The sequence below is a fragment of the Bacillus sp. FSL R9-9410 genome (genome assembly GCF_038050385.1).
Lineage (GTDB): Bacteria > Bacillota > Bacilli > Bacillales > Bacillaceae_G > Bacillus_A > Bacillus_A cereus_U.
On record NZ_JBBOTV010000001.1, the window covers coordinates 711,932 to 724,835 of the forward strand.

The following is a 12,904-nucleotide window of genomic DNA, read 5'->3' on the forward strand; positions in this document are numbered from 1 at the left end:
GAGGCGGTTCGAATCGAAATTATACAAATTGTCGGATTAGGCCTCGTTGCTACATTTTTAGCAGCTGTTTTAAATCAGCATAAATCTAGTATTACATCGTTATTTATTGTGTTCATTGGTAGCATGATGTTTCTTCTCTTAATCGATCAAATTCATTCTATTTTACAAATGATTGAGAGAGTGGCGAGTGAAGCGAAGGTTAGCAACGTATATGTAGAAACGTTATTGAAAATTATAGGGATTGCTTATATCGCTGAGTTTGGTGCGCAAATTACAAAGGATGCTGGTCAAGGTGCAATCGCTTCGAAAATTGAATTAGCTGGAAAAATCTTAATTCTCGTCATGGCAATTCCTATTTTGACGGTTGTAATTGAAACAATTCTTGGTTTTTTACCTACGGGATAAGGGGGAGTGAATGTTGAGGAAGTTTGGAGCTAAGCTATTATTTGCTTGCTTCCTTTTCTTTTCTTTACCGATTGTTGTACAAGCTTCTCCTATAGAAACAAACGTCGTTGATCAACAATTGGATAAGCTCGGAATTGAAGATGTGAAGCAATTTTGGGACGGGCTTGTTACAAAGTATGGAGGCTATTTACCAGAGAGTCAAAAAGGAAGCTTTATGGAGTTTGTAAAGGGAGAAAAAGAGTTCTCCATAAAAGAGTGGATGATAGGTTTACTAAAATATTTATTTCACGAGCTTGTTGCAAATGGAAAGTTACTTGGAACGCTCATTATGCTAACGATTTTCAGTGCATTGTTGCAATCGTTGCAATCTGCTTTTTCAAAGAGTAGCGTGAGTAAAATCGCTGATGCAGTCGTATACATGGTACTTATTATTTTCGCTTTAAATAGTTTTTATGTCGTCATGACATATGCAAGAGAGACGATACAAACAATGGTAGATTTCATACTAGCGTTATTACCAATTTTACTTGCACTCATAGCAACAGGCGGCGGTGTTGTTTCTGTAGCATTTTTTCATCCAATCATCATTTTCTTAATGAATACGAGTGGGCTTCTTATGAACTATATCGTTCTACCACTTTTATTACTTGCAACTATATTAAGTATTGTAAGCACGATGAGTGATCAATATAAAGTTACGAAATTGTCCAAGCTTTTGCAAAACGTTAGTGTTGGGATTATTGGTATCTTTTTGACGGTTTTTTTAGGCGTATTATCTGTACAGGGAACAGCGTCAGCCGTTGCTGATGGTATAGCTGTAAAAACGGCTAAATTTGTAACAGGAAACTTCATTCCTGTAGTAGGAAGGATGTTTACTGAGGCGGCGGATACTGTTATTAGTGCATCTGGATTATTAAAAAACACAGTCGGAATTATCGGGCTCGTTATTTTATGCTTAATTGTCGCTTTCCCAGCGATTCAAATTTTTTGTATCGCGTTTATTTATAAATTCGCAGCAGCAGTATTGCAACCAGTAGGCGGAGGAGCAATTATTCAATGTTTAGATATCATTGGACGAAGTATCATTTACGTATTTGCTTGCTTAGCTATCGTATCATTTATGTTCTTTTTAAGTATCACAATTATTATTGCTGCCGGGAACATTACTCTCATGATGCGGTAGGAGGTGAAGAGTGTGCAATTTGTTACAGAGTGGATTAGAAATATTATCGTTTTTTTACTCTTAGCGACAATGCTTCATCTTATTCTTCCAAGTTCAAATTTGCAAAAATACGTTAAATTCGTTGTAAGTCTATTGTTAGTCGTATTAATTTTAACGCCTCTATTTAAGTTGTTACAAACAGATGTAAATGAAGTTATCGCAAATTTCAATGAAGAAAAGTACGTAGCAGAAGGATCTGTAAAAAATTCGATAGATTCGAAGAAAAAAGAAATACAAGCTCTAACACGTGCATATAGTTTAGAAGAGATGGCTGCCAAAATGACGAAAGAAGTAGGAAAAGAGTTTGAGAAAAAGTATGGTATGACAGTCTCTGAAATACAAATAGTCGCAGTGGAACATGCAGAAGAAGTAAAGTCAGCGAAAGATATTCAATCTGTGGTTGTGACGTTGACAGAAAAAGAACGTAGTAAAAATGATGCAATTGAAACAGTAAAGCCAATTGAAATTAATATGAAAGAACCTCCAAAAAAAATAGAAGAAACGAATGTAGAAATGAAAGATTTCTTTTCAAGCAGGTGGCAACTAGAGGATAAACAAATCCAAGTTCAGATGGAAGGGAGGACAGGTAGCGTAAATGGACAATAAAGATAAAAATTCGAGGTTCTCATTTTTTCGAAACCTATTGAATGGGGATGAAAAAGAAAGTAATGAGAAGGGAAAAAAGGTAACACCTAAGTTTTTGCTTGTCCTACTCATACTTGGGATTGCGCTTATGTTTTCTAGTAAATTCTTATCACCTAAAAAAGAAGAAGTGCCTGTGTTTAAAGAAAAGACAAGTCAAAGCCAAGAAAAAGATGTACCAACTTTCGGACAAAAAAACAATGATAATATGTCAAATTTAGAAAAATACGAAAAAGCGTATGAGCAAGAATTGAAAGCTGCTTTAGAAGAGATAGCCGGAGTAAAAGATGTAACTATTAAAGTGAATTTAGATTCATCTGAAGAAAAAATACTCGAGAAAAATACAGTAAAACGTTCACAAACGACAGGTGAAACTGATAAAACAGGCGGGAAAAGGGAAGTAGAAGACGAGTCTCTTGATGAAAAGACAGTCATTATACGTGAAGGTGATAAAGAAACTCCAATTGTTTTGCGAACAGAGAAACCAAAAGTACGAGGTGTCCTTGTCGTAGCAAAGGGAGTGGATAATATACAAATAAAAGCGATGGTAAAAGAAGCTGTGACGCGATTATTAGATGTACCACCTCATCGCGTTTCAGTATCACCGAAAAATTGATAGGGAGGAAATAAAGTGTTAAAAAAACAAACGGTTTGGTTATTAACGATGTTAAGTTTAGTGGTTGTGCTATCTGTTTATTATGTAACAACTCCTGATAAAATGAATACAGCAACACCGGCAACGAGTGAAAAGATGGGACAAGAAAAGCAAGGTGCTGATAAAGCAGTTACAAAAGAAACAACGAAAGAAACTACAAATAAAGAGACAACAAAAGAAAATACAAGCAAGGAAACTACAAATAAAGAAACAGACAAAAAAGAGAATGACAAAAAAGAAACAAGTAAAAAAGAAACAAGTAAAAAAGATGCTAACGTAACAGTTCAATCAAGCGATGAGAATTTCACAGCGTTACGTATGCAAATGGAAGATCAGCGTAGTGCAGAGAAAGTAAGATTACAAGAAGTAATAAATTCAACAAAATCTTCAGTAACTGAAAAGAGTAAAGCGAAAGATAACTTTGATGCAATCACTACAATGGAAGCGAAGCAAGAATTACTTGAGACAGTGATTAAATCTCAAGGTGGATATAAGGATGCTCTTGTAAGAGCTGATGGAACGGACATTAAAGTAACAGTCAAGTCGGCAAAGCATTCACAAAAAGAAGCGAATAAAATTATTCAGCTCGTAAGAAGTGAAGGTGGTTCAAAAGATGTAGGTGTGAAATTTGATCCATCAGTAAAATAAAGTGGCATATTCATTATAATAGGTGTTTTTGCTTCAAATTAGATAAAAGAATAATAGAAAAAAGCTATCGTTTTCGATAGCCTTTTTCTATTTCATCTTTTTTGCAGTTGTTTTTAGTATTTTCAATTGGAAACGGGGAAATACGCTGTGAGTAAAAGATTAATGGTTCATGATGATGGTGATTACTTTCTCCAGATTTGACGTGGATGAAGAGGACCAATGCCCAAATCACTACGGCAGGCAAGAACAGGATGAGCCATATCATACGTCCACACCTCACTACAATAAATTTTCTACACTTTGAACATACTATTCTTTTATGAAGGAAGAATGAACGGCGCGTAAACAAAAAAATAATATTTGGTAAAAATATGTTTTTTACCGTAGATAAAATGAAGAACGCTGAGGGAATTACGTTTTTATACTGTACAGTTTTGAAAAAGTAAAGAATGTTTTTTAAGAAGTGGTCTTGCCAATTTTGTGTGAAACTTGGTATTATTACTAGGTAATAATTTTTTGGTGGAATAATATTTTTACAGGAATTCCGATTTATAATAAAGAAATATAAATTGGAATGTTTAAAAAATTTAGCGTAAGATGGGAATAGTAAATATTTCTATTAGTAAATGTCATAGGAATAAATTTTCTAATAGAATACATCGTATTTTTACAGTAAATCAATTTGATGCCAATCTGTAAAAACGGGACAAACAAGAGTATGGGAGTGGATTTTACATGTTTAAAATTCAAGAAGTTCGTGAATTAATTAAATTAATTGATAGCTCTAATATTGATGAATTTGAATACAAAAAAGACGGTACAACAATCAAAATGAAAAAACGTGGTAATGAAGTTGTTGCTGTGCAAGCACCGGTAACGAAACAGGTAGTACAACCAGCAGCATCTGTTGAAGTAGAAACGACAGTAGCGGCAGCGCAAGTAGAAGTGCAAAAACAAGAAGAAGAGAAAGCTGTTCAAAATGAAAACCTACATAAAATCACATCACCGATGGTAGGGACATTTTATTCCTCTTCTTCGCCTGATACACCTCAATATGTAAGTGTTGGGGACAGAGTATCGAAAGATTCTATCGTATGTATTGTTGAAGCTATGAAATTATTTAACGAAATTGACGCAGATGTAGAGGGCGAAATTGTTGAAATTCTTGTTAATAACGGACAGCTTGTTGAGTATGGACAACCGCTATTTCTTGTAAAAGCGTAATAAGGGAGTCTTTGTGATGATAAAAAAAGTATTAATAGCCAATCGTGGAGAAATTGCTGTACGAATTATTCGCGCTTGTAAAGAAATGGATATTGAAACAGTTGCAATTTATTCTGAAGCAGACAAAGAGTCACTTCATGTGCAAATTGCAGATGAAGCGTATTGTGTTGGACCAACGATTTCGAAAGAAAGCTATTTAAATTTGACGAACATTATTAGCGTTGCAAAATTGACAGGTTGTGATGCAATTCATCCGGGATACGGATTTTTAGCAGAGAATGCAGATTTTGCAGAATTATGCCGTGAGTGTAACTTGATTTTTATCGGTCCAAGCCCGGAAGCTATTTCAAAGATGGGCACAAAAGACGTTGCACGTGATACAATGAAAGAAGCAGGGGTTCCGATTGTACCAGGTTCACAAGGGATTATTAAAAATACCGAAGAAGCGATGGTGCTTGCTAATCAAATTGGATATCCAGTTATTATTAAAGCGACTGCGGGTGGCGGCGGAAAAGGTATTCGTGTTGCGCGCCATGAAGAAGAGCTTGTAAAAGGAATTCAAATTACACAGCAAGAAGCCAGTACCGCTTTTGGGAACCCTGGTGTATACTTAGAGAAGTACGTTGAAGATTTCCGCCATGTTGAGATTCAAATAATGGCAGATACACATGGAAATGCCATTCATTTAGGAGAGCGTGATTGTACAATTCAGCGCCGTCTGCAAAAACTATTAGAAGAAAGTCCATCACCTGCACTTGATGAGGATATTCGCAAGCAAATGGGTGACGCAGCAGTTAAAGCGGCGGTAGCGGTTGATTATACAGGTGCTGGTACGGTTGAGTTTATTTATGAATATAAAACGAAAAGCTTTTATTTCATGGAAATGAATACGAGAATCCAAGTTGAACATCCAGTTACTGAAATGGTAACAGGGATGGATTTAATTAAAGAACAAATTCTTGTTGCTTCTGGAGAAAAGTTATCGTTACAGCAAGAAGAAGTACAATTTAATGGTTGGGCAATGGAATGTCGAATTAATGCGGAAAACCCTGCCAAAAAATTTATGCCATCTCCAGGTAAAGTAGAAATGTACTTACCACCAGGCGGATTTGGTATTCGCGTCGATTCAGCTGTATATCCGGGATATTCAATACCACCTTTCTATGATTCGATGGTTGCTAAATTAATTGTTCACGGAAAAACACGTGAAGAGGCAATTGCAAAAATGAAGCGAGCGCTCAGTGAGTTTGTCATTGAAGGCGTACATACAACAATCCCGTTCCATTTGCAATTGCTAGATCATCCTGATTTTGTAAAAGGTGAGTTTAACACGAAATTTTTGGAAGAGCATGAACTTGTGACGCAGTGATACATTAAAGGAGGTTTTTTTCATGGCTGAACATATGTTAGATATGGGTCAAGATACAACTCTTGGAAAAGTAGAAATTGCACCAGAAGTAATCGAAGTAATTGCAGGTATTGCAGCTGCTGAAGTAGAAGGTGTAGCGGCAATGCGTGGTAATTTTGCTACAGATGTTGTTGAGAAGTTAGGTAAGAAAAATCATGGTAAAGGTGTAAAGGTGGAATTAGCAAACGAAGATATTATTGTTGACCTTTATGTTGTGATGTATTTTGGTGTAGCAATTCCGGTTGTTGCACAAAAAATTCAAGACAATATTCGCCAAGCACTCTTTACAATGACAGGACTTGAGCCAAAAGAAGTGAACGTTCACATCGTTGGCGTAACATTCGAAACACAAAAAACAGAAATCGAACCAGTGTAAGAGTGAAAAAAGGTGCCTAGTAAAATAGGCATCTTTTTTATCGTTTCATTTCTTCACAAATTAAAACCCTCAAATTATTATACTATTTTAAAAAATGAGAAATATGAAACGGGATGTTTCATTTTTCCAAAAAACGTACATTGTGATAAGATATGGAACTTGAAGTTAATCTTTTTATTATTTTTCAGCCTTGTACCCCGTGTGTGAAACGATAAATTGTGTTATTATCATTGTATTATAAGGTTGGAAAATCAATGAAAACTGCAAGAGTAAGTGAATTGACGGCTTATAAATTATAATAATATAACAAAACATAAGGAAAGACTTGAAGTATAAAGGAGAGTTACAATGAAACGTAGGACGGCTAGAGAAAGAGCAATGCAAGCATTATACCAAATGGATATTACAGGTGAATTAGAACCGAAAGTAGCGGTGGAAAATACGCTAGATGAAGGCGAAGAAACAAATGAGTTTCTAGAATCACTTGTTGTAGGATTTGTAGACAACAGAGAAGAGATTGACGCAGCAATTCGTCAAAATTTAAAAAAGTGGAAGCTTGAGCGTATTAGTATTGTTGATCGCAGTATTTTACGTGTAGCTGTGTGTGAGATGAAATACATGGAAGAAATTCCGCACAATGTAACAATTAACGAAGCAATTGAAATCGCAAAAACATTTGGGGATGAGGAATCTCGTCGTTTTATTAACGGCGTTTTATCTAATATAAAAGATACACTGTAATTTCTTTAAGGGGGAAACTTAAAATGGTAGCAGTAATCATCAAAGGAAATGAAGTTGCGGAGAAAAAACGAGCACAATTAAAAGAAGAAGTTGTGAAGTTAAAAGAGCAAGGGATTGTACCAGGATTAGCAGTTATTTTAATTGGAGAAGATCCAGCATCTCGTTCTTATGTAAAAGGAAAAGAAAAAGGCTGTGAGCAAGTAGGAATCTATTCAGAGCTAATTGAATTTCCTGAAACGATTACTGAGGAGCGTTTGCTTGCTGAAATCGATCGCTTAAATGGAGACGACCGCATTAATGGCATATTGGTACAATTGCCTTTACCAAAACATATTGAAGAAAAAGCTATCATTGAAAGAATTTCACCGGAAAAGGATGTAGATGGATTTCACCCAATCAGCGTAGGACGTATGATGACGGGACAAGACACATTCCTTCCATGTACACCGCATGGCATTTTAGAATTAGTAAAAGAAACGAATCTTGATATTTCTGGAAAACATGTTGTTGTAATTGGAAGAAGTAATATTGTTGGTAAACCAGTGGGGCAACTGTTTTTAAATGAAAATGCAACTGTCACATATTGTCATTCTAAGACGCGAAATATAGAAGAATTATCGAAGTTAGCTGATATTTTAATCGTAGCCGTTGGACGACCGAAAATGGTAACAGCTGACTATATTAAAGAAGGTGCGGTTGTAATTGATGTTGGTGTTAACCGTTTAGAAACAGGCAAACTTTGTGGTGATGTTGATTTTGACAATGTATTAGACGTTGCGGGTTACATTACGCCTGTGCCAAAAGGAGTCGGCCCAATGACTATTACAATGCTTCTTCACAACACTGTGGAGTCTGCAAAGCGTGCAGGTGTTGTTTGTCAATAATTTGAATCGGCTATGAGGAGAGAGCAATGGAGAAACAATATTTAACCGTTACAGCATTAACACGCTATATTAAAACAAAAATAGAGTATGATCCGCATTTACAGTCTGTTTGGTTAAAAGGAGAAATTTCCAACTTTAAATATCATAGTCGTGGTCATATGTATTTTACATTGAAAGATGAAAATGCAAGAATTGCAGCGGTTATGTTTGCGGGTCATAATCGTAACATTAAATTCAGACCGGAAAATGGAATGAAAGTACTTGTAAAAGGAAAGATTTCTGTTTACGAGGCGAGTGGTTCTTATCAAATTTATATTCAAGACATGCAGCCTGATGGAGTTGGAAATCTTCATTTAGCTTATGAACAATTAAAAGTCCGATTAGAAGAAGAAGGGCTGTTTTCTCAAGTTTATAAGCGTCCAATCCCTGCGTATGCAAAAACAATCGGTGTTATAACGTCGCCAACAGGAGCAGCAATTCGCGATATTATAACAACAATTAAACGTCGTTATCCAATTGGAAATGTTATTGTGTTTCCTGTACTTGTACAAGGGGAGTCAGCAGCTCCCTCGATTGTACAAGCAATTCGTACAGCGAATGAAATGGGAGATATTGATGTTTTAATTGTTGGACGTGGTGGAGGCTCTATTGAAGAATTATGGGCCTTTAATGAGGAAGTAGTTGCAAGAGAAATTTTCACAAGTGAGATTCCGATTATTTCGGCTGTAGGCCATGAAACGGATTTTACAATCGCAGATTTTGTCGCGGATTTACGTGCGCCAACACCGACTGCAGCAGCTGAGCTGGCGGTACCTAACATCATAGAGTTACAAGAAAAGGTATTACAAAGAACTCTGAGATTGCAAAGAGCAATGAGAGAGAGAGTACATAAAAAAGAAGAAAAACTGCAAGTGTTACAAAAATCTTATGCGTTCCGTTATCCAAGGCAAGTGTACGAGCAAAAAGAAGAGCAGTTAGACAGGGCTCTTGAACAACTTGTTTTAGCGAAAGAGCGTTATATAGATAAAAAAGTAAATCAATTAAAGCAACTTTCATTTTATTTAGAAAAGCACCACCCATCTCAAAAAATTATACAAACGAAAACGGCAATTGAAACGTTGCAAAAGCAGTTGCAACGTGAAATGCAAACGTTACTTCAAACGAAGGAGTTCGTATTTGTGAGAGCGGCTCAAAAGCTTGAAGTATTAAGCCCGCTTAAAGTAATGATGAGAGGGTACGGGCTTGTATACGATGAAGAGAAACAAGTATTAAAAAGCGTGAAAGATGTTAGCCTTGGAGATGCTGTTTCGGTTCAATTACAAGATGGAATACTAGATTGTAGCGTATCAAGCATAGAGGAGCGTGAATTGAATAATGGAAAATAAGTTAAGCTTTGAAGAAGCAATTTCGCAGCTTGAGCATCTCGTTTCTAAGCTTGAACAAGGTGATGTACCTTTAGAGGAAGCGATTTCTTATTTTAAAGAAGGCATGGAATTATCTAAGCTTTGTGATGAGAAATTGAAAGATGTACAAGAACAAATGGCAGTTATCCTTGGAGAAGATGGAGAGCTTAAACTGTTTACTGCTTTAGGAGATGAAGCATAGTGACACATATAGCTTTTGATGCTTTTTTGAAAGAGAGTAAAACTTTCGTAGAAGAAAAGCTTGTAAGCTATGCAAATGAATTACAATGTCCAAATGTGCTTCGTGAAGCGATGGCATATTCTTTGGAAGCGGGTGGGAAACGTCTCCGCCCGTTACTTTTATTTGCAACGTTACAAGCGTTTGGGAAAGAAAGAAATCTTGGAGTGGGTGCAGCTTGTGCCCTTGAAATGATTCATACATATTCGTTAATTCATGATGATTTACCTTGTATGGATGATGATGATCTAAGACGAGGAAAGCCTACCAATCATAAAGTATTTGGTGAAGCAATGGCAGTTTTAGCAGGAGATGGTTTGTTGACATATGCTTTTCAAGTTATTATGGCATATGGGCCAAAAGAAATCTCTGCTGAAAAAAAAGTAAGACTTGTACTTGAGCTTGCGAAAGCAGCAGGACCTGAAGGAATGGTTGCTGGACAAGTGGCAGATATGGAAGCTGAAGGAAAACGACTTACAATTAATGAATTAGAGTACATCCATAAGCATAAGACAGGTAAACTGCTTGAGTTTGCTGTACTTGCAGGAGCGATACTTTCTGATGCTACAGAAGAGCAAGAAGAGAAGTTACTTGCATTTGCGAAATATATCGGTCTAGCTTTCCAAATTAGAGATGATATTTTGGATGTAGAAGGAACAGAAGAAGAGATTGGAAAACCGATTGGTAGTGATGCTTCCAATGAAAAGAGCACATATACGACGTTATTTACTGTAGATAGAGCAAAATCTATTTTAGAGGAGAAAATTGCAAAAGCAAAAGATTCTATTAGCTCCTTACAATTACAAGATGAATATTTACTATCTATTTGTGATTTAATCGCAAAACGTAATAACTAATATAACAGCGTTTTCATTTGTTGAGTCATTCATCATTTTATGATATAAATGTAGGAAAAGGTTTTTCTTTTCTTGTTATTGGCAAAAATATATGTAGATTACATTGCCGTTATCACTTCGTGTTAGCGGCTATTTTTTTCATCACGTAAAGAAATATGATGTATAATATGATAAGTGAAAAAATGGAAGTGTTTTCTGAAAGCAGGACAAGATAAAAAGAATAGAAAAGAGAATTTCTTGTGTTGTGTAAATGTTTCTTATAATATTTGACATGTTGACAGATTATGAAATGAAAGTGAGTGATCCATGTGGATCTAACGCAAATTCAAAACCCTAGTTTTTTGAAAGATATGTCTATAAGTGAACTAGAGGGGTTGAGTGAGGATATTCGTAAGTTTTTAATTGAAGAGCTCTCTCAAACAGGTGGGCATATTGCACCTAATTTAGGTGTAGTAGAACTCACAATTGCTCTGCATAAATTATTTGATAGTCCGAAAGATAAATTTTTATGGGACGTAGGACATCAATCCTATGTACATAAAATTTTAACAGGGCGTGCGAAAGAATTCGGCACATTAAGGCAATATCAAGGTCTATGTGGTTTTCCAAAACGCTGCGAGAGTGAGCATGATGTTTGGGAAACTGGTCATAGTTCGACGTCGTTATCTGCTGCAATGGGAATGGCCCTAGCACGTGATTTAAAGAAAACGAAAGAATACGTTATACCAATCATTGGCGATGGTGCATTAACAGGCGGAATGGCTTTAGAGGCATTGAACCATATTGGACATGAAAAAACGGACATGATTGTTATTTTGAATGACAATGAAATGTCAATTGCACCAAACGTCGGTGCACTTCATAATGTACTTGGTCGTTTACGTACCGCAGGGAAGTACCATTGGGTAAAAGATGAACTAGAGTATATATTGAAGAAAATCCCAGCAGTCGGCGGGAAAGTTGCTGCGACAGCAGAGAAAATAAAAGATAGTCTAAAATATTTACTAGTATCAGGCGTCTTTTTTGAAGAATTAGGCTTTACATATTTAGGTCCGGTCGATGGGCATGATTATGAAAAGTTATTCGAAACGTTGCAATATGCAAAGAAAACAAAAGGCCCAGTACTTGTTCATGTTATTACGAAAAAAGGAAAAGGTTATAAACCAGCTGAGAGTGACGTTATTGGAACTTGGCATGGAACAGGACCGTATAAAATTGAGTCAGGTGACTTCGTTAAACCGAAGGAAGTTGCACCAGCATGGAGTGCTGTTGTTAGTGAAACAGTGCTTAAGCTAGCGAGAACGGATGAACGTATCGTTGCAATTACGCCTGCAATGCCTGTTGGATCGAAACTTGAGAAATTCCAAAAAGAATTTCCGAATCGTATGATTGATGTAGGTATTGCAGAGCAGCATGCTACAACAATGGCGGCTGGTATGGCAACGCAAGGAATGAAGCCATTCTTAGCAATTTATTCAACGTTTTTACAAAGGGCATATGACCAAGTTGTTCATGATATTTGTCGCCAAAATTTAAATGTTTTCATTGGAATAGATCGTTCTGGATTAGTTGGAGCAGACGGTGAAACGCATCAAGGTGTATTTGACATCTCGTTTTTACGTCATTTGCCGAATATGGTACTTATGATGCCGAAAGATGAAAATGAAGGACAACATTTAGTATATACAGCGATGCAATACGAAGATGGACCAATTGCTTTACGTTATGCACGCGGCAATGGACTTGGCGTTCAAATGGATGAAGAATTAAAGGCGATTCCAATTGGTACATGGGAAACGTTAAAAGAAGGCACACAAGCAGCAATTTTAACGTTTGGTACGACAATCCCGATGGCAATGGAAGCAGCTGAGCGTCTTGAACAAACTGGATTATCAGTGAAAGTAGTGAATGCTCGCTTTATTAAACCGATGGATGAGGCATATTTACATGAGCTTTTAGGGAAAAATATACCGATTTTAACGATTGAAGAGGCTTGTTTAATCGGTGGCTTTGGAACGGGTGTAGTTGAATTTGCTTCTGAGAACGGATACCATAGTGCTTTAATTGAACGAATGGGTATTCCTGATCGCTTCATAGAGCATGGTAGTGTAACAAAACTGTTAGAAGAAATTGGTTTAACGACAGATGCTGTTGTAGACCGTATTCATACAATGATTCCATCAAAACAAAAAAGGGCGTAA

At 36.4% G+C, this 12,904-nt stretch carries 15 protein-coding genes; 14 read left to right on the plus strand and 1 reads right to left on the minus strand.

What is annotated here, in order from left to right; all coding sequences use genetic code 11:
* Positions 1-21: 21 nt before the first annotated feature.
* The 5 genes from spoIIIAD to MKX77_RS03975 are packed head-to-tail and all read left to right on the plus strand — an operon-like array spanning position 22 to position 3,572.
* Positions 22-405, plus strand: coding sequence for a stage III sporulation protein AD (gene spoIIIAD / locus MKX77_RS03955; RefSeq protein ID WP_078172833.1), 384 nt, complete (start codon positions 22-24; stop codon positions 403-405).
* Between the two features lie 10 nt (positions 406-415).
* Positions 416-1,588: a stage III sporulation protein AE gene (spoIIIAE, locus tag MKX77_RS03960; RefSeq protein ID WP_002111760.1), complete on the plus strand. Its 1,173-nt coding sequence runs from the start codon at positions 416-418 to the stop codon at positions 1,586-1,588.
* 12 nt (positions 1,589-1,600) lie between these two features.
* A complete protein-coding gene (spoIIIAF, locus tag MKX77_RS03965) occupies positions 1,601-2,233 on the plus strand; it encodes a stage III sporulation protein AF (protein WP_215554166.1) in 633 nt (210 codons plus the stop codon).
* On the plus strand, positions 2,223-2,885 hold the full coding sequence (gene spoIIIAG / locus MKX77_RS03970; protein WP_215554165.1) for a stage III sporulation protein AG: 663 nt from the start codon (positions 2,223-2,225) through the stop codon (positions 2,883-2,885). The genes spoIIIAF and spoIIIAG overlap by 11 nt, the downstream gene beginning before the upstream one ends.
* Before the next feature lie 15 nt (positions 2,886-2,900).
* On the plus strand, positions 2,901-3,572 hold the full coding sequence (locus MKX77_RS03975; protein ID WP_341305877.1) for a SpoIIIAH-like family protein: 672 nt from the start codon (positions 2,901-2,903) through the stop codon (positions 3,570-3,572).
* 64 nt (positions 3,573-3,636) lie between these two features.
* On the opposite strand, the gene MKX77_RS03980 is transcribed toward MKX77_RS03975, so the two are convergent.
* Entirely contained in the window at positions 3,637-3,837 is a 201-nt protein-coding gene (locus MKX77_RS03980) for a DNA recombination protein RecO (RefSeq protein WP_215554163.1), read from the minus strand.
* Positions 3,838-4,307: 470 nt separating this feature from the next.
* Between MKX77_RS03980 and accB the strand changes: the two genes are divergently transcribed.
* The 9 genes from accB (at position 4,308) to dxs (ending at position 12,904) form a co-directional block, all read left to right on the plus strand.
* The gene (gene accB, locus MKX77_RS03985; RefSeq protein WP_002160528.1) at positions 4,308-4,796 is read left to right on the plus strand and encodes an acetyl-CoA carboxylase biotin carboxyl carrier protein; all 489 of its coding nucleotides are present in this window, start codon (positions 4,308-4,310) and stop codon (positions 4,794-4,796) included.
* A gap of 16 nt (positions 4,797-4,812) precedes the next feature.
* On the plus strand, positions 4,813-6,165 hold the full coding sequence (accC, locus tag MKX77_RS03990; RefSeq protein WP_341305878.1) for an acetyl-CoA carboxylase biotin carboxylase subunit: 1,353 nt from the start codon (positions 4,813-4,815) through the stop codon (positions 6,163-6,165).
* A gap of 22 nt (positions 6,166-6,187) precedes the next feature.
* Positions 6,188-6,580, plus strand: a complete 393-nt coding sequence (locus MKX77_RS03995; protein WP_000807630.1) for an Asp23/Gls24 family envelope stress response protein — start codon at positions 6,188-6,190, stop codon at positions 6,578-6,580.
* A gap of 348 nt (positions 6,581-6,928) precedes the next feature.
* Positions 6,929-7,321: a N utilization substance protein NusB gene (gene nusB / locus MKX77_RS04000; protein ID WP_341305879.1), complete on the plus strand. Its 393-nt coding sequence runs from the start codon at positions 6,929-6,931 to the stop codon at positions 7,319-7,321.
* Between the two features lie 23 nt (positions 7,322-7,344).
* Complete coding sequence (folD, locus tag MKX77_RS04005; protein ID WP_215554161.1) at positions 7,345-8,205, plus strand: bifunctional methylenetetrahydrofolate dehydrogenase/methenyltetrahydrofolate cyclohydrolase FolD; 861 nt, start codon at positions 7,345-7,347, stop codon at positions 8,203-8,205.
* Positions 8,206-8,231: 26 nt separating this feature from the next.
* On the plus strand, positions 8,232-9,590 hold the full coding sequence (gene xseA, locus MKX77_RS04010; protein WP_341305880.1) for an exodeoxyribonuclease VII large subunit: 1,359 nt from the start codon (positions 8,232-8,234) through the stop codon (positions 9,588-9,590).
* Positions 9,580-9,810, plus strand: coding sequence for an exodeoxyribonuclease VII small subunit (gene xseB, locus MKX77_RS04015; protein WP_341305881.1), 231 nt, complete (start codon positions 9,580-9,582; stop codon positions 9,808-9,810). Before xseA ends, xseB begins: the two co-directional genes overlap by 11 nt.
* Complete coding sequence (gene ispA / locus MKX77_RS04020) at positions 9,810-10,703, plus strand: (2E,6E)-farnesyl diphosphate synthase (RefSeq protein ID WP_341305882.1); 894 nt, start codon at positions 9,810-9,812, stop codon at positions 10,701-10,703. The genes xseB and ispA overlap by 1 nt, the downstream gene beginning before the upstream one ends.
* Before the next feature lie 308 nt (positions 10,704-11,011).
* Entirely contained in the window at positions 11,012-12,904 is a 1,893-nt protein-coding gene (dxs, locus tag MKX77_RS04025) for a 1-deoxy-D-xylulose-5-phosphate synthase (protein WP_215554158.1), read from the plus strand.